We start from the raw sequence: 21,238 nt of genomic DNA, 5'->3' as shown, positions 1-21,238 counted from the left end.
TGTGCCAATCGACGCCGCGAGTTTCAGTCGACACTAATGGTTTACCCGTCATTTCGTTTCTGATTCAAGCTCCCGAACGGGAGATTTGAATGGACGACACACGGTTTGTGGTATCGGACGCGGCGTGGTTGCGCATTGAGCCCTTGCTTGTCGGCAGGCAGGGAGATCGAGGAGCAACTGGCAAAGATAATCGATTGTTCCTTGAAGCCGTTCTATGGAGAGTGCGCACGGGATTGCCATGGCGCGATCTCCCAACGGCGTTCGGAAACTGGAACAGCGTGTTCCGGCGTTTTCGCCGTTGGGCCAAGGCGGGGGTGTTCGAGCGGCTTTTCAAAGGCATACGGGGGCATCCCGGATTTCGAATACGCGCTTATAGACGGCACGATAGTCCAGGCTCACCAGAAGGCCAGTGGCGCAAAAGGGGGACACTGCCTCAGGCCATCGAGCGTTCGCGCGGCGGATTGACGACCAAGATTGTCACCTTGGTCGATCGGCTCGGAAACCTGTGTGATTTTAACCATTTGCCCGGACAGGGGCATGACCTGAAAGGCGTCGCACCGCTTATAAAAAACGTTTCGTTCGCAGCGTTGCTCGCGGACAAAGCTTTCGATGCCGACTGGTTACTTGCAGAACTCGAAAAGCGTGGCGCAGCGGCGGTCATCCCACCAAAAGTAAACCGAAAGACCCAACGTACCTTTGATCGTCAGGCCTACAGGTGGCGGCACCTGATCGAAAACTTCTTTGCCAGGATCAAGGAGTTTCGGGCAATCGTAACGCGTTATGAGAAGACCGCTTGTAGCTACACCGCAAACTGGTACCTCGTCGCAGCCATAATCGCGTTAAAGCAAATGTCCACGGACCCTAGTAGAGCGCACTACTTCAAAATCGCCGGTCGTGGTTCCGTCCTTAGAGTTCAGCGTGACGATCCATGTGACCGGTGTTATTGGGGTCACAAGCCGCTTCTCCGGGGGTGCTGGCGGCGGAATTAGATAGGAGCAAACCACGGACAGCTGCGCGTCCGGCGATAGCGATATTGTCGTTTGGCAAGTAAAGCCCTTTGGCGCAAGGTTCCGGACCGCGTCCGAAATAGGTCTGCCTGGGATGATCCAACCGGCAAGCTGCGTCTTGACCTCAGCGGTAGATTGGACTGGCCGGAAAGCATCGGCATTGGGTTCGTTGGAGGCGCCCATCGCGGCGGATTCCGTCGCAACGGATAGCGAAACCAAGAGAAGCAGGAAGAGGTTAAAAAATCCGGTGAGTCGAGCAAGCCCTGCGAGGGCTTCGGCGTTCATATCCACCGTTTCAGGTGAGCAAGCCACCCAGCCATCATCCTGATTATGTATGTCTGTTTGTTCTTCCATCGTGACCTGCTGCACTGGCGTCGGACATATCGGCCTTTTACGCCATACCGAGCACGCGTTTTCCGTAATCCCTGAGCTCGCTTTTGGGGCCAACATATCGGTAAAGCGTGACGCGCTCGATCCCACGTTCCTTGCACAGATCGGAGACGGAAGTGTCGCGCTGCGCCATCGCGGCCTGGGCAAGGCGCACCTGTGCTTTGGTCAGAGCGAATTTGCGACCACCTTTGTGACCGCGCGCTCTTGCGGCGGCGAGGCCGGCCATGGTTCGTTCGCGAATTAGGTCACGCTCGAACTCGGCCAGGGTGGCGAAGATACCGAACCCCATGCGGCCAGATGCGGTCGTAGTGTCGATGTGATCGCCCTTTCCGGTCAGCACGCGCAGACCGACCTTGCGGTCTGACAGGTCCTTCACGGTGTTGACCAGGTGAACAAGCGACCGCCCCAGGCGGTCGGTCTTCCAGACCACCAACACATCGCCGTCGCGCAGAGATTTGAGGCAGGCGGCCAGTCTAGGCCGGTCGTCGCGGCTGCCGGAAGCGCGATCCTCATAGATATTGTTCTGGTCGACGCCAGCGGCGCGCAAGTCGTCCTGCCGCAGGTCGAGAGACTGCGAGCCATCGGTTTTTGAGACGCGAGCATATCCCATCAGCATGTATCAAACGTTGGTTTGAGGCGATATATCGGATGCGAATGTTTTGGTCGCTGGAAATGTATCTCAACCAGCTTCATAAACAAAGCATCTTAAACATACTCAAATTTGAAAAGGAACATAAATGCCGCGTCGCGTCACTCTAACCGATCGGCAAAGGGATGTGCTGTTGCGCTTGCCGACCTCGCAAGCGGATCTGCTGAAGTACTATACTCTCAGCGATGAGGATCTCGGCCCCATGAGGCAACGCCGGCGCGCTCACAACAGATTCGGTTTCGCCCTGCAATTGTGCGTCCTCGGCTATCCTGGGCGGGTGTTGGCTCCAGGTGAACTGATACCGGCAGAGGTCATTGATTTTATCGGAGCGCAGCTCGGCCTCTTTGCCGACGATCTTGTCGATTATGCCACCCGTGAGGAGACGCGGCATGAGCATCTTTCCGAACTGCGGGCACTCTATGGATTCCGCACCTTCTCCGGACGTGGTGCGCGTGATCTGAAGGAATGGTTGTTTCGCGAAGCCGAGATAGCAGTTTCGAACAAGGATGTTGCCATTCGTTTCGTGGCCGAGTGCCGTCGCACGCGCGCAGTTCTCCCCGCGACATCGACGATCGAGCGGCTTTGCGCTATGGCTTTGGTCGATGCTGAACGACAGATTGAGACAAGAATTGCCAGCCGCTTGTCTCACCAGACCAGGGAGCCGCTGTTAGCGTTGCTCGAAGATACCGTTGACGACCGGGTAACTAGGTTCGTCTGGTTGCGGCAATTCGAGCTAGGCTCGAACTCATCGTCTGCCAACCGGCTGCTCGACCGGATAGAATACCTGCAGCGCGTCGTTCTCCCCGGAGATTTGCTGGCTGGTGTTCCTGCCCATCGGGTGACACGTCTGCGTAGGCAGGGCGAGCGGTACTATGCTGACGGCATGCGCGATCTCCCTGAGGACAGGAGGCTCGCGATTTTGGCCGTGCGCGCGTCGAACTGGCTACAGCCTTGCGGGAAGTAAGCCGCGTTGAGCGGACCCTGTTCATGATCGACTGGATTCTGGATGCCGATCTGCAACGCCGGGCTCAGATCGGCCTCAATAAGGGCGAGGCGCATCACGCACTGAAGCGGGCTATCAGCTTCCGCGACCGTTCGGCGGAAGGACTGCACTACCGGATCGCCAGCATGAACCTGCTCGCCGCCATTATCATCTTCTGGAACACCATAAAGCTCGGCGAAGTCGTCGCCAACCAGAGCCAAGACGGAAAGCCACTATCACCCGATCTACTGGCCCATGTCTCCCCGCTAGGTTGGGAACAGATCAATCTCACCGGAGAATATCGTTGGCCAAAGCCTTAGCGTAGGATTCCGCCCTGTCCCGCAAACGACCCCAATAATGGTTCTATATTCAACGCGCGTTCGTCTAGATTCTGGTTCGTGAAATGCTGGAAAAGCGCGTTTTTTCTGCCTATACCAAAAACCCATTACGCATCTTACATTCTACCTAAAATAGAAATATTTGAAAAAGTGATGCATTCTCAATTGACAACTTCTTTCACCAATGGGATCTCTAAATTAGTCTTAACTGTTAAGTGATTTGGGGAAAAATCAAAACAACCCGAATATGACGTATTTTATTCTGTAGTAAATGGAGATTATCGCGTTTCTACGCGGAGATTTCCAATTGTATTCAGCGTGGCGTTTCTTCTGAGTATTTGTCTATTGGGCCATTTAACTTGGGGAAAAATATGGTATTAAAGAATGCATCGGCTTCGCAAAATTTAAACGCAATGCAACTGCGCGGAAAGTGTTTAACAGGTGTTTACGCGCTCGTTCTTTCTTCAGCAAGCATAGTAGGCGTTTCAACCGCACTAGCGGAGGCAACAAATACGCCTAGCGCATTCTGTACCAGGCCAGGGTTTGGTGGATCAGGTCCGTGGACCTGTACTGTGACCAAGAACGGTGGTGGGCAGGCTGTAATCGGAGGAGTTCCCTCAGACGGTACAGGCACTACAATTGACATGGCGGTACTGGACGCTTGGATTAACTCCAATCTTGGAAAAGATGCTGTCATCATGGGTGATATGAGCACGAGCGCATCAGGCGAGGGTTCGGTTGCCTTCGGAAAAGGAGCGACGGCCCACACTACGAACAGCGTCGCCCTCGGTGCGGGGTCTATTACAGAACAGGCAGTCGGAACAGCAAGCACCACAATTGCGGGACAGACCTATTCATTTGGAGGTTCTTCTCCGACTGGAACGATCTCTGTTGGTTCTGCAAACAATGAACGCACAATCACCAATGTTGCTGCAGGACGGATTTCCGCAACGTCAACCGATGGCATCAATGGCTCTCAGCTTTACGCTACAAACAAAGCTGTTGATGCGCTCGACAATGTAGCGGTTAAATACGACCAGAATGACAATGGAACGAAGTTGAACTCTGTCACTTTACAGGGTGGCGATCCTAACAAACCGGTGGTGATTTCGAACGTTGCGGCAGGAACCAAGGATACGGATGCTGTCAACCTTTCACAGCTCAACGCTGTATTGGCAGGTACGAGTGTACAATCCTACAGCTATATCGACAATCGTATTAATAACGCATTTGAAGGGGCCAAAAACTATACAGACCAACGGTTCTCTGAACTGAGTACAACGATTGACGGTGTGCGTGACGATGCGCATCGATCAGCTGCGATTGGCCTTGCGGCTGCATCCCTGCGCTATGATGAAAATCCCGGAAAACTTAGTGTCGCGGTGGGCGGCGGTTTCTGGCGTGGGCAAAGCGCCTTGGCATTTGGTGCCGGTTATACGAATGATGACAGCACAATCCGTGCAAATGTTTCAGGAACCACATCCGGCGGCAAGATGGGTGTCGGGGCTGGACTCAGCTTCACGTTGAACCAATGAACAATCCACGCTTCAATAAACTTATCTTCATTCTTTTTGCATTTTCTCTGTTCGGCAGCTTCCCCGCTGCCGGGCAGGGTACGGGTAGCCGTTACTTTCTAAAGCCCTCGGATGTTCAGGTTCCTAAGGGAGTGGAGTGGGGGCAAATGAAACGGACGATCCAACCCTTTGAGAACTGGACACTCATTTGTGATGAGAACCTGAAGTTGAAAGAAAAGACCTGCAATGTCAGTCAGATCGTAACCGACAGATCAGGTAGCCAGATTTTCAGCTGGTCGCTAGCTGCAACGAAGTATGGAGAACCTTTTATGCTGTTGCGAGTTCCGTCGACGGTTGATCAAAAGGTGCCCATAACGGTGTCGTTTCCGGAGCGCTCAAAACCGGTTTTGCTCAGCTACAAAGGCTGCGATGACAGCGTTTGCTTAGCTTTGTTACCAGTCGGGCCGATTACGCGTGAAAATATCGATAAAGAGTCGAATGTAAAGGTTGCCTTCTCAAACGCTGAGCAGGGCGCGGTTGAGATAATTGTACCGCTTAAGGGATTAAAAATCGCACTGAATGCGATCAAATAAAATCCATGGGTTCGAAGGCACCGATATAGTTGCGCTCGTCTCGAGTTCCATCTCTGAAATCCCTCCAAACCTCTCTTTCAGAGCAAGAGAACACTTACTCTCGTCATCATTTTGTAAGCAACCCACGAAGAGATTTCTCTGGCAGTTGTCCATGATCGTCGGACCTTCAAGGTTGACAGCAAGCTATTGCGAATGGTCAAAGCGGATCTTGGGAGCTATTTCAGCATCTCAGAATTCAATCCACTCGTTTGAGTTTCAGTGAAGCTTGGGTGCCGCAGATGTCAACAGAGAGAGCCTGAGAACAGGAGAAAATTGATGCGTTTGAAGACTATTGCACTGTGCCTTATGGCAGGATTTTGTACGTCGGCGTTTGCACAGGACAGCACACATGTTTTGGAGCAGGCCTTAAAGCAAATACCGCAAAAGACACTGTCCAATGCCGAAGCGATGCAGATATTCTTCTTGGACACGCAAGCCTGGCGAGGACTGGAAAAAGCTGGACCTTCAGCAGAAGGAATGCGGAGACTGGTTTTAGCACAACCTATCCGCCCGCTTGAATCAATCGGTTATGGATTGGATGCCTGGTCGGGCAATGCAAAGATCTCGTTCGACAATCTCTCCTATTTCGCAGCTTTTGGTCAGGCGCCAAGTAACGTTACGTATTGGGGACTTCCGAATGAGCAAGCCAGTCGATCTTTGATCAAGGCGCTCAAAGATACCGATTTTACTGATGTCGAGGGCGACGTTTCAGGCGTGATTGCGAACGGCGAAGCCAACAAGTTTGATTTCACCAAAGCGAATGCTGGAAATCCTTGGCGGGGCGCTACAGGTGCAACGAGCTTCGTTTTGCCTCTCGATACTGCCCTGGTTCAAGCTTCGTCCCCTAGTGACATGAAAGCATTGGCTCAACCCACTCCATCGGTTGCGGAGAGTGAGATCATCGTGGCGGCTCTTGATGGATTGAAGGATGCGGTTCCTGCAGACAGCGGACAAATTGTGCAGGCTGCAATTATATCACCCATTTTTGGTCTGGAAGGGGTTGATCCGGTAAAAATATTGCCCTCTTCAGCAGATGATATTGAAACTGCAATGCAGAATTTCAAAGACAATGTAGAAGCGAATAGCCGCGGTATTCCTCCCTATTTTGCGGGATTTATTGCGGATGTGCAAATCGACAAAGCTCCAGCTTTGGTGATTTCACTTTCTTATGCTGATTGTTCAACAGCCGAACAGGCCGTCAAAGGTGTGGTTGCGTCCTGGAAGGAAACTTTGGCTGAAACCGTAGAAGGCGACGTTTCTGGGCATACCGTCCAGGCAGGTGAACTGTGCGCAGGCGTCGTTAGCATCGTCGCTCCGAAAGCGAAGACTACTGCAAACTCAATTTTGTCAAACGTGATGAACCGCTATCTGCAACGCGACTTCACGGTCTTACAGATTGGTTCATCGCTCTAATCCGAGCTTGCAATTTTCATATTCCATCGCAGCTGCTCCTTTCTTGGAAGAGGGCGGTTGCGAATTGTGTGCGAGAGAGTAAAATCAAACTAAACGATAAGAAGGACCTGATCATTGGCAAGAAAAGCTAGTTCTCGCGAAACAGCTTATGACAAGCCGGCTCTTCTCAGTGGCGGAAATCCGCAAATACCAAAGGCCGACGGCAATGAACCCGTTCAGGCTTACATCGCAGCGATGCCCGGTTGGAAGCGAAACGTCGGTCAGAAGCTGGACGCTATCATCGAGCGTTTGGTGCCGGATGTTTCGAAAAAGGTGCGGTGGAACACACCATTCTATGGAGTGGGTGACGGCACATCTTTTACTGCATTCCACTGCATGACGAAATACATCAAAGTCACTTTTTTCAAAGGTACGGACCTGCAACCCATACCGCCAGAACCGTCAAAGCACGCCAGTGTGCGATACTTTCATATATTTGAACCCGGAGACTTCGACGAAGCGCTGTTCGTTGACTGGATCAAGCAAGCCGGCGACTTGCCCGGCGAGAAAATTTAACGTCGTTTAAACGCTGTTGCCCGACACGACTTTGATGCTCGCTCAACCATATCTGGTTAATTATCGCCTAGTATGCACTAAGTTTATTATTTCGCCTTGACCTTTTCTCTCGTCAGTTGCTGACAAATTAAGAGCATATATGTACACGCGTTTGCTAATAAGTGGGCAATTATGGATAGTTTAAAAGTAAATAATGATAAAATTTAAACAAATGTGTTTGAAAAACTTGACAGTGATTTCCGATTGATTCAATGAGCGTTTAAATTTAAAAGCCTAAAATATACTGTTATTATAACACCAACTATGAGATGCACATTAATGAACTATAGTTTTGTTCCCAATAAATTAAATCATGCCTCAATCCTTACAATCCTTGTCTCGTCATTGATCCTCTCAGGTTGCGGTGGGCGCGAAGCAAAGCCGATAGCCGCAACGCACCCAACCGACGGTGCGTTTGATTGTGCAGGAATTTCGCGGGAGTTTGCAGCTAACGAACGCCACATATTGGTGACTTTGAAAGAACGCTCGCAAGCTCAGGGCAAGAATATCATTCTGGGAGCAACGGGAGCTATTCTGTTCTTTCCGGCGCTCTTTTTTATGGATCCGAAATCGCCTCAAAAAGTTGAAATCGACGCCTTGCGTAATCGTAACAAGGTGCTTGAGGACATTGCGCGGACGAAGAAATGCTCCGCACCAGTTTCCCAACTGAAAGATGTCTATAAAAAGCTTGATCAAGGTGGTGGCAAACAGTCTGCGAAGAGTAGAATTTGAACTAAGGGTTCCAAGAGATGGTTGGCGGATTCTGAATCCTGCCGCCTTCAAACGAGCACGCAGTCAGGGTGATCAGTTAGGTAACACATGGGCAATGTAGCTCGTCTATGTAGCCACTTGCTTATGAGCTTCAACCGTGGTGAATGTTGACATATGGACACAGTGATGGGCGGGTTCTCAGTAAGCTCAAAAATAGACAAGCTGTCTTGGGTTTTAATTGGTCGGGGATAATGTTGCCCTACCACATGGAAGTCACGATTCGCGGCAACAGTGTTGTAAACCGCTTTCAAATAAAGATTGTTTAGCACCGATATTTCAGGATTATCTTTTGACGAAACATCTCGCGCGCCTAACCGTCCTGGCTAGTTTTCTGCCTTTGATAGCAGCTTGTGTCGCCGTTGGTCCTGACTATCAAAAGCCAATAGTGATCACGCCGGAAAGTTGGAACAGCAAGGCCAATACGAAGGCACCCGTTTTGGCTGATTGGTGGACGAATCTGAACGACCCGGGGCTCAATCAGCTCATCGCAGATGGTGTAGCGGGAAGTCCGGACGTTGCGACCGTCAAGGCCAAAATTCGTGAAGCGAGAGCCAATTTCACATCTGCGGGAGGCGGGCTTTATCCATCTCTTGATGGAACAGGTAGTTATACACGCTCTGACAACAGCCGATCGACAGCGTCGAACCAATCCAATTTCCAGTTTAGTACAAAATGGGAGCTTGACCTTTTTGGTGGTAATCGTCGTGGGGTTGAGGCTGCTTATTACAAAGTGGAATCTGAAAATGAGCAGTTGCGGGCTGCTTTCGTCGCCCTAATTGGAGATATAGCTACATATTACGTGCAGCTGCGCGGGGTACAAGCCAAAATTGCCATTGCACAGCGCAATTCCGCTTCACAGGAGCGAACTGTTATCCTAACGCGTAGTCAACTCGAAGCTGGCCAAATTTCTCAGGTTGATCTGTTAAGTGCCCAGACACAGGCGGCTACGACCCAGTCTGAGATACCGGGTCTGCGAATAGAGTATGCAACCTATCTGAACAAGCTTACGGTGCTTACAGGACGCTCCGCTATCGTTCTTGCGGCCAGTCTCAATAAATCTGGCCCTGTTCCCAATGTGCCTCGAAAAGTGTCGACCGGACTGCCCGCTGATGTCTTGTTCAATCGCCCCGATCTGCGCGCAGCCGAACGCGATTATGCAAGTTCTACGGCAAGCATAGGTCAAAAGCAGGCCGCACTCTATCCCAGTGTCTCTCTAACCGGAAACATTAGTACGGATGGAACTAACCTAGGCGATCTCGCCAGACTCTCGACCCTCGGTTGGAGTTTCGGACCTACTCTGAGCATACCGATCTTCAATGGTGGAAAGCTCAACGCGGATGTTGATGCTGCCAAAGCTGCTCGTGATCAGTCATTTATTGCCTATCGAAAAGCGATCCTGACAGCATTAAGCGAAGTAGAAAATGCAAGTGTAGCACTTAACCAAAATCGCATGCGGGTGGCGCAGTTACAAAAGATTGTTGGCAACAGTCGCAAGATAAATGAGCTAACGCTTGAGCAGTTCAAAGTCGGTAATAAGAGCTTCATTGAGGTATTGAACGCTCAAAGAGACCTCTTGAGTTCTGAAACGAGCCTCAATCAAGTTCGAACAGAACTCGTGGTCAATTACATCGCCTTGCAAAAATCTTTGGGCGGCGGTTGGAGTGGCCAAATAGACGTCGGAAAACCGGAAGTCGTAGACGGCTATACAGGTCCGCATATTGTTAAAGCATTCGCACCGGCTTCGCCGGCAATCAGCACGAGGCTTCCATGAAACCTAAGTCCAAACGTCGTATTAAATGGCGCCGTTGGCTGGCTATTCTTATAGCATTGCTGATTGTTGGCTATCTGGCAGTTCGTCAATCAACGAAAGAAGCCCCATTACCGGCAATCTCCGTTATTCACCGCGGCAATCTGGAAAGTTCAGTTCTCGCCACGGGTGTGCTGAAGCCCAAAAACCTTGTTGCGATTGGTGCGCAGGCAACCGGTCGAATTCTGTCGCTTAAAATCAAACCGGGACAGCGCGTCAAGAAGGATGACGTTGTCGCTCTCATTGATTCAACCACGCAGCAGAATGAATTGCAAAAAGCGCAGGCTACCTTACGCCAGAACGAAGCTACGCGTGATCAAAACAATGCTCAGCTGGAATTAGCCAAATTGGATCTGGTGCGCAATGAACTCATGATCGGCAAGAATGCGGTCGCCCGTTCAGAATACGACAAAGCTGTCAGTACAGTGAAAGAGAAGCAGGCTGTACTGGCATCTAGCGAGGCAACCATCGCTGCAGCACAGATCGAAGTGAAGATAGCAGAGACCAATCTGGCCTATACACGTATAACCGCACCGACGGATGGAACAGTGCTTGCCACGGTGGTCCAGGAGGGCCAAACTGTTAACGCTGCGCAATCTGCCCCTACCATTGCTATTCTCGGGCAGCTCGACACCATGACGGTAGAAGCTGATATTTCGGAGGCGGATATAACACTGGTTCGTGAAGGGTTGCCGCTTTACTTTACGATTTCAGGTCAGAACAGCAAACGCTATGAAGCGAAACTTGAGACAATTGATCCGGCTCCAGACACTATTGTAAACGACAAAAGCTTCGCTGCCACCAGCGCATCAGCGTCAGCATCGGCGACTACCGCCTCGGCTGTTTATTATAAAGGTATTTTTAGTGTTCCCAACCCGGATGGGTTTCTCAAAACCTATATGACAGCGGAGATTCACATCCTTTTGGCTGAGGAAAAAGATGTTCTTTTAGCTCCAGTTTCTGCGCTGCGTAGTTCCGGTGAGCCCAACAAAGCGATCGTGCGCATTGTTACCAGCCATGGGGCGATCACCGGACGGACCGTTGAGACGGGGATCACCGACAAAATCAACACGTCAATCCAGTCAGGATTGAATGAAGGGGACAGGATCGTAACTGATAATCAGGCCACCGATCCGAGCATTGGTGCCGGCTCAGTCAGTGTCGGATTCTGATATGAGCGAAGTGTCACTGATTTCGCTTAAGGGCGTCTCTCGTCGTTATCCTTCTGGAGATGACTTTACGACGGTCCTCAATCATATCGATCTCACCATTCAACGTGGCGAGATGGTTGCAATCGTCGGCGCTTCCGGTTCCGGAAAATCGACGTTAATGAACATTCTCGGTTGCCTGGACAGGCCATCAGAAGGCACATATCTGATATCAGGGCGCGAGACGTCTGAACTCGACCCTGATGAATTGGCTCAGTTGAGACGCGAACATTTTGGTTTCATCTTTCAGCGCTACCATCTGCTCGGTGAACTTGATGCAGTCGGCAATGTTGAAATCCCGGCCGTATATGCGGGATGCAATCGTGAAGAACGCCGTGAACACGCGAGCGAAATATTAGAGCGACTGGGAATGGGTGATCGTACACACCACAGGCCCAATCAACTATCGGGCGGTCAGCAACAAAGAGTTTCAATTGCGCGCGCGCTAATCAATGGTGCGGATGTTATCCTCGCCGATGAGCCGACCGGCGCGCTTGATAGCCATAGTGGCGAGGAAGTTCTTGGTATTCTGCAGGAACTTAACCGCGAAGGTCACACAATCATCATTGTTACCCATGACCGTAACGTCGCGGAACGTGCCAAACGTATCATTGAGATCCGTGACGGCGAGATCATTGCGGATGACATCATCGAATCTTCTCAGGATAGCGATGAAGTTCTAATCGATACAGACAACACAACGCGTGAGAAGCCGCGCTTTTTTAACGGCTTAGCGGACCGCTTTGCAGAAGCGTTCTCGATGGCGCTTCGTTCAATGAACGCGCATCGGATGCGCACCTTTCTGACCATGCTGGGTATCATAATTGGTACAGCATCGGTCGTCTGCGTGGTAGCGCTTGGGCAAGGGTCGCAGAAGAAAATTCTCGAGCAGATAAGTGACCTTGGTACCAATACGCTTTATGTCAGTCCGGGGCGGGGCTTTGGCGATCTGAAAGCCGCACAAATAACAACACTCAATATCAGCGATGCGCAAGAGCTCGCCAAACTGCCTTATGTCATTGCTGCAACTCCTTCGGTATCGACCACATCGACGGTTCGCGTAGGTAGTAAAGAAGTTAGTGTTTCGGTTAATGGTGTGGGCGAACAGTATTTTGTGACGCGAAATAGCAAACTCGTTGAAGGGCGATTCTTTGATCGAAAGGGCGTGAGTGACTTAGCTCAAGATGCTTTGATCGATGAAGATGCCAAGAAAACACTCTTTCCTTACGAGACCGGGCCTGTGGTTGGAAAAATCGTCCTTCTTAAAGACGTTCCGGTGCGTATCGTCGGTGTCGTCAAGACAGAAGAACGGGGTATGGGTGCGGCCCAAAATCTTGAGATTTATTTACCCTACACAACCGTGCAAACCCGAATGACGGGCTCGCGTTCCCTGCAAACAGTCATTGTACGCGTTGCAGATACGATGGATCCATCGGAAGCGGAGAAATTGATCACTGATTTTTTGACTCTTAGGCACGGCGAGAAGGACTTCTCGATCTTCAATACCAGTAGCCTTCAAAAAACAATCAAAGCAACAACCGCAACCCTCGCACTTCTTGTTGCGAGCATTGCTGGCATATCACTTTTCGTGGGTGGGATTGGTGTGATGAATATCATGCTCGTGTCCGTTTCTGAACGGATCAATGAGATTGGGGTTCGCATGGCTATAGGTGCGCGTCAGAGCGACATACTTCAACAGTTTCTGATCGAATCCGTTCTTGTTTGCTTGATAGGCGGCTTAAGCGGCATTCTAATAGCGGTTGGATTCGGTGTTCTGTTCGCGCAGTTCAATAGCATGTTTGAGCTTATTTACTCGCCGACTTCGATAATTGTAGCGCTGTTATGCTCAAGTCTGATCGGGGTAGGATTTGGCTTCATCCCTGCACGCAATGCATCGAGACTTGACCCGGTCGTAGCGCTGTCGCGCGACTAAGAAGCTCGAACTCGATGGCCGTAATTAATCCATTGCCACTTAATTATTGGTTCTCAATTACAGTAGAAATACGCACTAGATCAGCCAGCGAACCAGCATGCATTTTCTGCATCACATGGGCGCGGCGTACTTTGATCGTGATTTCTTTCACGTCCAGTTCAGCGGCAATCTGCTTGTTCAATAAGCCCCGAACGACCAGCGCAAACACATCACGTTCGCCGGACGTAAGACTGAGCCATCGAATGTGCATTTCCATTCGGGCCTCTTCATTCTGTAACCGCTTTTTCTCGCCCTCAATTGCTCGATGGACAGCATCCAGCAGGTCGTGATCACGAAATGGCTTGGGCAGGAAATCGACCGCGCCATCCTTGATAGCCTTCACCCCCATGGCAATATCGCCATGTCCGGTAATGAAAATCACCGGCATCGTAATGCCAAGACCCGCCATTTGAGCAAAGAAATCAGTACCGGTCTGGCCCGGCATTCGCACATCGAGGATAAGACATGTCGGACCAGGCTTTCGCTCAAAATCAAGAAAACTGCGGACCGATGAAAAACTCACCGCCGTCATATCAATAGACGCGAATAAATCATCCAGTCCCTGCCGGACGGAGAGATCGTCGTCGATGATATAGACAACTGCATTTTCTTCATGAGTTTCGGTCATGCTCGTCCTTTCCAGCCACAGGCACTTCCACTACAAAACTTATGCCGTTGGAGCCTACGCCATGCACACCATGCGTATCCGCCCAGATACGGCCGCCATTCGCTTCGACAATCGTTCGGCTGATCGTTAGTCCCAATCCGAAACCACCTTCCTTTGTCGTCCAAAAGGCATCGAAAAGCTGTTCACGTGCGCCGGTCGCCAAACCCGGTCCCGTATCGGCAATTGTAAATCGCAGACTGCTGTTCTCACCAACCGAAGACGCAATCATTAGAAAACGTTCACTATCCTCAGTATGAGCCATTGCCTCAATACCATTGAGGATCAAATTGCCGAAAACCTGCTGTATCTGCACTCTGTCCGCCAATGCTGGAGGTAGGTCCATAGCGAGGTTAATTTCGAAATGAATGTCGTTTCGATAAAGCTCAGCTGTAGCCAGATCAACCATTTCACGGATAGCTATATTAAAGTCAAAGCTCGCGACCTTAGGCTTTTCTCCTTTGGAGAGACTGCGAACACGGTCGAGTATCTCGCTGGCGCGGTGAGAATCTGCGGATATGCGCTGAAGCGCCACCATTGCACGATCAACATTGGGCGGTTCTTGGGCGAGCCAGCGCTGACCAGCACCTGCGCTCGTTTCTATAGCCACCAAAGGCTGGCTGACTTCGTGAGCAATAGAACCAGTCAACTGCCCTAGAGTGGTCAGGCGTGCAAGACGCAACAAACGCTCACGCGTATCATGCGCCTCTGCCTCTGCATCCACCAATTTCAGGCCGAGATAAGCAGTACATGCAATGGCTAGGATACTGATCAATGTATTGACAGAGCCAACATCGTAAGAGCCTGAACGTGTCATGAAAAAACTAACAATGGTGAGAATGATGCAACCTGCCGCCACGCCAATAACCGTGCGATGTGCGAACATTCTCGTGGATACCAGCACGACCGCCGTATAGAAAACAGCGGCCGCAATGGCATAATCGGTGACAGTATCAAAAACGAATATCGCGGCACTGACAATCGACAGTCCCGCAGATGTCGCGAACGTCTGCGGAGACATATGGCGATAGATTTTCTTTCGCATTCAATATCTCCCATTCACTACGTAAGGACGACTGTTGACTGACACGTGATTGCTGCAAGTCGTCGTTTTTACCACGATCCACCGATAAACATACGCACAGATTTTCCGTGTACGCGCGTTGCATATCGTAACAGCCAACAAGTTTGCCACTGATTGAGAAGGCCAAGGCGTGACAACGCGTAGGTCACACTGGCGAGCCTCGTTGCAATCAGAGCTAGCACCCAGCATAAGAGCCGGTGCCCCTGATTTCTGACCCATACCCACAAGCCTTTTTGATGTGGGCGCAATGGCTTAATCTGACGCATAGGCCTTGGGGCTTCAGACTCGTTACGTTCACCTCTGGGCGTCCGGTTAGGTGTTGGTGGTGCGAAAGCAGATATAAGTTCGGCGGTCATGTTTGTTCTCCTCAAACAGCCGTATTTTGAAGCTTGGCGAAGAGGTAACCGGTAAGAATACCGGTCACCTCTTCGATGTGGCGCTGCGAGGCACCGACAGCGTCACATCAAAACCAGATCAGAACCCCTCACTTCAGAACCATTGACCAAAGCGGCGGATGTAGAACGTCTTCATTGTTTGAGCGACGACACAGTAGGCAAGCAATGTGCCTACAAGCCACGGGAAATATTCCCAAGGAAGCGGCTGCAAGCCAACCATGGCTCCAAGAGGTGAGAACGGAATATAAATTCCAAGCGCCATAACCAGACCCGTCATCAGCATTACTGGTAGAGCGGCAGTGCTTTGGATGAAAGGAATTCTCTGGGTACGCAGCATATGCACAACGAGTGTTTGCGACAGCAGGCCTTCAATGAACCAGCCCGACTGAAACAGTGACTGCATTTCAGGTGTATTGGCGGCAAAGACATACCACATCAATGCAAAGGTCGTGATGTCGAAGATCGATGACGTTGGTCCAATCCAGATCATGAACCGACCAATGTTTTGGGCATCCCACTTGCGGGGTTTGGCAAGGAATTCTTTGTCCATGCGATCCCATGGCAGGGAAAGCTGCGAAATATCGTACATCAGGTTCTGGATCAGCAGATGGATCGCAAGCATCGGCAGGAATGGAATAAAGGCACTCGCCACCAAAACTGAAAACACGTTGCCAAAATTCGAGCTGGCAGTCATGTTCAGATACTTGATGATATTGCCAAAGGTCTCGCGCCCTTTGATAACCCCTTCTTCGAGCACCATCAGGCTCTTTTCCAGCAAAATAATATCTGCGGATTCCTTCGCAATATCGGTGCCGCTATCGACCGAAATACCGACATCAGCATCACGTAATGCAGGCGCATCATTGATGCCATCGCCAAGGAAGCCAACTGTATGACCGTTTGCCTGCAGCGCTTTAAGAACACGCGATTTCTGCAGCGGGGTGAGCTTCGCAAATACAGTTGTTTGCTCGACAGCCACGCGTAATGTCTCGTCGTTCATCTTCTCGATTTCGCGACCAAGGATAGGCGTGCCGGGTTCAAGTCCAACTTCGCGGCAAATCTTCGTCGTCACCACCTCATTGTCACCAGTGAGCACTTTGACTGCCACGCCATGTTCAGCAAGCGCTGAAATGGCTGGACGTGCTGTCTCCTTTGGCGGATCGAGGAAGGTCAGGAAGCCTTGCACAACCAACTCTTTTTCATCCGAGATACCATAGCGTGCCATGGTCTGTGTCGACGCAATCTCACGCGTTGCAACAACAAGCACACGGAAGCCATCGCGATTGTAATCGCGTGCGAGTTCAATGAGTGCGTTACGACGCGCATCATCGAGCGGCATGACTTCATCGCCATCGCGGATCGAAGTCGAGATAGCCAGCATCTCTTCCACTGCGCCCTTGCAGACCAACAGATGTTCACCACTCAAACCTTCGACGACGACAGACAAACGACGGCGCACAAAGTCAAAAGGAAGCTCGTCTACTTTGTTATAGACGCGAGCAGGAGCGGTGAGGGAAGGAATATCATCAGCAAAGCGGATAACGGCCTGATCCATAAGGTTTTTCACGCCACTCTGATGATGACTGTTCAGCCATGCAAGGCGCAAAACACTCGGATCACGATCACCGTATATATCGACATGATGCTCAAGAATAATCTTGTCCTGCGTCAGCGTTCCGGTCTTATCGGTGCAGAGTACATCCATCGCGCCGAAATTCTGGATCGCGTTGAGACGCTTCACCACGACCTTGCGGCTGGCCATTGCCATGGCACCCTTGGCGAGGTTCGACGAAACGATCATCGGCAGCATTTCAGGCGTAAGGCCGACAGCCACTGCGAGAGCGAACATAAATGCATCCGGCCAATCGCCCTTGGTGAAGCCATTGATCAACAGCACAATCGGCACCATCACCAGCATGAAGCGGATCAGCAACCAGCTTACACTGTTAACACCGCGATCAAAGGCCGTTTCAGCACGTGATCCGACGATGGCTTTAGCAAGCGAACCGAAGTAAGTGCGAGCGCCCGTAGCGACCACTACGGCTGTCGCAGTACCACTGACGACATTCGTGCCCATGAAGCAAACAGTCGGCATATCGAGCATATCCATCTGATCGCCTGAAGTGGCTGTAGCATTGGCAGATTTCTCCGCGATGGCGCCCAGCGTGTCGTATTTCTCGACCGGCAGCGCTTCACCCGTGAGAGCCGCCTGACTGACAAAGAGATCGCGTGATTCAAGCAGGCGCACGTCTGCAGGGATCATATCGCCAGCGGAAAGCTTAACGATGTCACCTGCGACAAGCTGCGCCATCGGGATTTCGACCATGTTGGCGTCACTGTTCTGGCCTGCTCCGCATTCTTGCCGACGAAGCACCGTTGCAGTGGTGCGTACCATTGCCTTGAGTGCATCCGCAGCTTTGCCTGAGCGGAACTCCTGCCAGAAGCGCAGCAATGCGCTCAGGATAACCATCGTCAGGATGATTGTGACTCCGGTATATTCTGGTTCTTCTCCACCGCGCAGCGGCAAGATAATGTCAGTAACGGAAGAGATAGCGGCAAGCATGACAAGAACAGCAATGAACGGGTTCTTGAAGGCGAGCAGAAACTGAATAAGCGCCTGCGGACGCTTTTCATGCGCCACATGATTAGGTCCGTCCTTGGCAAGACGCTCAATCGCTTCGGCCTCGGTCAGGCCATTCAGACTGGTTCTGAAATTGGCGAGTGTCGTGTCAACGCTGTTTTGCGCCTCGCGTACCGCACGCATCGACAGTTTCTTGTCGTCCTTGCGTGCGCTCGCTGATACGGGCTGTTTCACTATGGCATTCATGTCTTTATCCTCATGCCGCAATACCCGGCACGAGCACAGACATGCCCACCCCGCTAAAGGATGTGCAGCACCATGCCGTACCGTCGAAGCGACGTCCGGTTAGCTTGTGTGTAGAAATCGTTCGGTGTCCGCTCAGGCTGCATCAAACATGCAAACTGAGCGGACCTACTGGGGTCGTCATCCATTGTTGCAGTCCTCTTGTGAAAGAATATCGTCGTTGTCATCGCTCTGATGCAGGCACGCTGCCCGCTCCGTGCAGAGCCAGAAACGGGCAAAAGTGCCCGTTATCAGCAAAATAACGGTGGCGGACAGCGCAACTGTCTGAACAAGATTGCCCATCAGTGCACCCTGTTTGAAGTCCGGTTCTGCTGGCTTGCAGCAAGGATCAATCCGAAGCGTTCCAGAACAGGCAATGACTGGTGCGCTGCGATTTCTTCAGGATCTTTGGTCCAATGACATTCCACTCGTCCGTTCTGCGGGTTGATGTGCCAAATCGCAGTTAACTGAGATGCCTTGGAAACGGCTCTGTTGTTGACAGCATCTGATTCTGACGGATTTCTATGCATGGTTTGGCTGGGAGAAATGGTTCTCCGAAGGGCGAAACGCATGCGCGTGCCAAGGCACACACCAAAATTGGCAATAGCTGCAATATTCATCTCTTACCTCATGACGCGCCGCTGCAAGCGTCCGGGTAAGAGCGAGAGATCAGCTCTTGCCAGACAGCCCCAGCGGCGACCGCTTTCGACTACTGTCGCTGGGCATTGTGGTTTCCTGTGTTAAAAAGCCAAACACTATGGCTACGACAAAAGCGTCATTACCAGATGATGTTATAATGAGCCATGAAAATGCGTGCCTTTTGCAAGGTGCATTTCGGTATAAGCGATATACCAAGGTATAAAATGCCGAGTTTTTGTCTGCTGTTTCAATATAATTATGTGGTCAGAGCTCGGCAAATGATTTGCAATATCAGGGTTGGTGCCAATCACTCGTTAGTTACGCCACCTATGACGCAATGAGCTTTGCCATTGGCCTGAAGCCATCCCCGCAGGTTTAGGTATTGGAGCTCTTTTCCCATTAGGTTTGATCCCGGCTATGGATAAGGGAAAAACGGCGAATGAAGCGGGCGCCATCGCAGGCTTCATTCAAGGCGGTAGCTCTATCGTTGCAGCAACACTTCCACTTATCACAGAGTATCTGCGCAAAAATCTGGCAAACCTTTCGCTTGTCTGGTGGCTGATGGTTGCGCTTTGCTTGGTGCTCTTCTTCCTGGCCATCCGCATTCAGCCGGATCGGAAAGCGCCCTTCATGTCATATACGAACTTCCTCAAAGAATTGAGGTGAGCCAAGTTCTTTCTTGTCAACTATTACCTCGAAAGTGAGTGTCAATCGCAGCTTTAACACGGGCAACCCCCACAGATATATTGCTGCTTGGTATGGAAGAATATCCCATACGGAAGAAGCGACATGGGGCTTCATTGCGTGGAAAGAAAGGGGAGCCGGATTCTATGAGTACCCCGTGTTGCCGCAACTCTCGCACCAGCCGATCCGCGTCCAGCCCGTTCGGTCCTTCCATCCAGAACGAAGTGCCGCCAAAAGATGAGGATCCTGCAACAACAAGACCTTGCTTCTTGAGATTCTCGGCCATCAACACATGCCGTTTGTGATACTCGGTACGCATGCGATGCAATACGGCGTCGTAATGCCCAAGGGCAAGGAAGTACGCGGCGGTGCGTTGGAGATGCCCCGGCGGATGTCGTAACATCAGCGAGCGCAGAGCACGCGCTTGACGAATAAAGGGTGCAGGTGCAACGAGATAGCCGAGGCGCAAGCCGGGAAAGAGTGATTTCGAGAAACTGCCTATGTAGAGCACACGGCCTGACGTATCGAAAGATTTGAGGGCCGGGGAGGGTGGCGCAAGAAAGCTGATCTCGAATTCATAATCGTCTTCAACAATAACGAAATCCTTTTCCGCAGCCGCTTGAAGGAGCTTCATACGGCGGTCGATTGGCATCGTTGCGCCTGTCGGAGAGTGGTGACTGGGGGTGACGAAGACGGCGTCTGTTGCTGGCGGCAGATTGTCCGGGGGCAAGCCTTCGGAATCGACATTGATGGTGGTAACATCTGCACCACTTAATAGAAGTGAAGCGCTAATATCGGGGTGACAAGGGTTCTCGCAAACGGCGGTTGTGCCGTTGCCAAGTATCAGCCGCGTTACTATCCATAAGGCATTTTGTGCACCGACGGTTACAAGGATCTCGTCAGGATTGGCGTGGATACCGCGTCGAGGGAGGGTGCGCGAGCAAATATAATTGACAAGTTGCACATCGTCAGCAGCCGCAAAATCACTTGCCATCGAGATAAAGTCTTCGCGCGCCAGTGCGCGCCGGTTGCAATCGCGCCATGCGTTGAGATCGAAGAGAGTCGGGTCCATCTGGCCATAGAGAAACGGATAGGGATAGCGTCTCCAGTCGAGCGGCTTTTCAACCTGGCGCACTACGCTGAAATCGAGCGCAACCTTGCGGGACCAGTCGACTTCTGAAGCTTGAGAGGGCAATTGATCGGTTACAAGTGCTCGGCCCGGCGGATTGCGTGCGATGCGATACGAGCTTCGATCAACCGCTTCCATATAACCTTGAGAGACCAGTTCTTGATAAGCAAGTGTAACGGTAATGCGCGAAATGTTCAGATAGATGGCAAGTCGACGTGTAGAAGGCAGTTGCGCGCCGGGCACGATGCGTCCTGCGAGAACCGCCGAGACAACTGTTTCTCGCAGCTGAGCTTGAAGCCCCAAACCGCTTTCGCGGTCGATGAAGAAGATTGTCTCGGAGACATGAGTTTGCACGAGGTCCATCCTCAGAGCGGTTCCAGTTATGGCTGAACCGTTGCAACCGCTCTATCTATTTGTTTAGCCATTAGCCGGAGCAAAACTGCTTCGCGCTTTTGGCTCAAATGCTTGATCTGGACCTATTCAACTTCCAATCTGGATATAAC

At 51.3% G+C, this 21,238-nt stretch carries 17 protein-coding genes and 2 pseudogenes; 12 read left to right on the top strand and 7 right to left on the bottom strand.

Translation table 11 applies throughout. The features are described from left to right. Positions 1–89 precede the first annotated feature (89 nt). A complete protein-coding gene (locus OIV19_RS08420) occupies positions 90–989 on the top strand; it encodes an IS5 family transposase (RefSeq protein ID WP_264231238.1) in 900 nt (299 codons plus the stop codon). Positions 990–1,398: 409 nt separating this feature from the next. On the opposite strand, the gene OIV19_RS08415 is transcribed toward OIV19_RS08420, so the two are convergent. Beyond that, positions 1,399–2,013 (bottom strand): recombinase family protein, encoded by a 615-nt coding sequence (locus OIV19_RS08415; protein ID WP_264231237.1) that lies wholly within the window; start codon positions 2,011–2,013, stop codon positions 1,399–1,401. A 121-nt stretch (positions 2,014–2,134) separates the two neighbouring features. Between OIV19_RS08415 and OIV19_RS08410 the strand changes: the two are divergent. From OIV19_RS08410 to OIV19_RS08365, 10 genes and pseudogenes are all read left to right on the top strand, one after another. Next, positions 2,135–2,989: pseudogene (locus OIV19_RS08410) on the top strand (DUF4158 domain-containing protein); the annotation flags it as partial. Next, a pseudogene (locus OIV19_RS08405) lies at positions 2,983–3,348 on the top strand (Tn3 family transposase); the annotation flags it as partial. The pseudogenes OIV19_RS08410 and OIV19_RS08405, both read left to right, overlap by 7 nt. 590 nt (positions 3,349–3,938) lie before the next feature. After that, complete coding sequence (locus tag OIV19_RS08400) at positions 3,939–4,901, top strand: YadA-like family protein (protein ID WP_264231236.1); 963 nt, start codon at positions 3,939–3,941, stop codon at positions 4,899–4,901. Further along, positions 4,898–5,473 (top strand): invasion associated locus B family protein, encoded by a 576-nt coding sequence (locus OIV19_RS08395; protein WP_264231235.1) that lies wholly within the window; start codon positions 4,898–4,900, stop codon positions 5,471–5,473. Before OIV19_RS08400 ends, OIV19_RS08395 begins: the two co-directional genes overlap by 4 nt. A 315-nt stretch (positions 5,474–5,788) precedes the next feature. Further along, the gene (locus OIV19_RS08390; protein WP_264231234.1) at positions 5,789–6,925 is read left to right on the top strand and encodes a hypothetical protein; all 1,137 of its coding nucleotides are present in this window, start codon (positions 5,789–5,791) and stop codon (positions 6,923–6,925) included. 114 nt (positions 6,926–7,039) lie between these two features. After that, on the top strand, positions 7,040–7,480 hold the full coding sequence (locus OIV19_RS08385) for a DUF1801 domain-containing protein (protein ID WP_264231233.1): 441 nt from the start codon (positions 7,040–7,042) through the stop codon (positions 7,478–7,480). 318 nt (positions 7,481–7,798) lie between these two features. Further along, positions 7,799–8,251, top strand: coding sequence for a hypothetical protein (locus tag OIV19_RS08380; RefSeq protein WP_264231232.1), 453 nt, complete (start codon positions 7,799–7,801; stop codon positions 8,249–8,251). Positions 8,252–8,579: 328 nt separating this feature from the next. Continuing rightward, positions 8,580–10,061, top strand: a complete 1,482-nt coding sequence (locus tag OIV19_RS08375; RefSeq protein ID WP_264231231.1) for an efflux transporter outer membrane subunit — start codon at positions 8,580–8,582, stop codon at positions 10,059–10,061. Then, positions 10,058–11,269, top strand: coding sequence for an efflux RND transporter periplasmic adaptor subunit (locus OIV19_RS08370; protein ID WP_264231230.1), 1,212 nt, complete (start codon positions 10,058–10,060; stop codon positions 11,267–11,269). Before OIV19_RS08375 ends, OIV19_RS08370 begins: the two co-directional genes overlap by 4 nt. 1 nt (position 11,270) lies before the next feature. Then, positions 11,271–13,238 (top strand): MacB family efflux pump subunit, encoded by a 1,968-nt coding sequence (locus OIV19_RS08365; protein ID WP_264231229.1) that lies wholly within the window; start codon positions 11,271–11,273, stop codon positions 13,236–13,238. A 43-nt stretch (positions 13,239–13,281) separates the two neighbouring features. Here the strand turns inward: OIV19_RS08365 and OIV19_RS08360 are convergent, their stop codons facing one another. The 5 genes from OIV19_RS08360 to OIV19_RS08340 form a co-directional block, all read right to left on the bottom strand. After that, positions 13,282–13,905: a response regulator gene (locus tag OIV19_RS08360; protein WP_264231228.1), complete on the bottom strand. Its 624-nt coding sequence runs from the start codon at positions 13,903–13,905 to the stop codon at positions 13,282–13,284. Then, positions 13,889–14,986, bottom strand: coding sequence for a sensor histidine kinase (locus OIV19_RS08355; RefSeq protein ID WP_264231227.1), 1,098 nt, complete (start codon positions 14,984–14,986; stop codon positions 13,889–13,891). The genes OIV19_RS08360 and OIV19_RS08355 overlap by 17 nt, the downstream gene beginning before the upstream one ends. Positions 14,987–15,514: 528 nt before the next feature. Beyond that, positions 15,515–18,247: a magnesium-translocating P-type ATPase gene (gene mgtA, locus OIV19_RS08350; RefSeq protein WP_264231226.1), complete on the bottom strand. Its 2,733-nt coding sequence runs from the start codon at positions 18,245–18,247 to the stop codon at positions 15,515–15,517. Positions 18,248–18,424: 177 nt separating this feature from the next. Next, positions 18,425–18,586: a hypothetical protein gene (locus OIV19_RS08345; RefSeq protein ID WP_264231225.1), complete on the bottom strand. Its 162-nt coding sequence runs from the start codon at positions 18,584–18,586 to the stop codon at positions 18,425–18,427. Next, positions 18,586–18,903 (bottom strand): hypothetical protein, encoded by a 318-nt coding sequence (locus OIV19_RS08340; protein WP_264231224.1) that lies wholly within the window; start codon positions 18,901–18,903, stop codon positions 18,586–18,588. Before OIV19_RS08340 ends, OIV19_RS08345 begins: the two co-directional genes overlap by 1 nt. 436 nt (positions 18,904–19,339) lie before the next feature. Between OIV19_RS08340 and OIV19_RS08335 the strand changes: the two genes are divergently transcribed. Further along, entirely contained in the window at positions 19,340–19,588 is a 249-nt protein-coding gene (locus tag OIV19_RS08335) for an MFS transporter (RefSeq protein WP_264231223.1), read from the top strand. 16 nt (positions 19,589–19,604) lie between these two features. Here OIV19_RS08335 and pdxR read toward each other — a convergent pair whose 3' ends face one another. Next, positions 19,605–21,098, bottom strand: a complete 1,494-nt coding sequence (pdxR, locus tag OIV19_RS08330) for a MocR-like pyridoxine biosynthesis transcription factor PdxR (RefSeq protein WP_264231222.1) — start codon at positions 21,096–21,098, stop codon at positions 19,605–19,607. Positions 21,099–21,238 lie beyond the last annotated feature (140 nt).

This window comes from Brucella sp. HL-2 (assembly GCF_025846885.2).
GTDB classification, from domain to species: Bacteria; Pseudomonadota; Alphaproteobacteria; order Rhizobiales; family Rhizobiaceae; genus Brucella; species Brucella quorumnocens.
The sequence above is the reverse complement of the archived record's forward strand: the minus strand, read 5'-3'. Positions and strand labels throughout refer to the sequence as shown.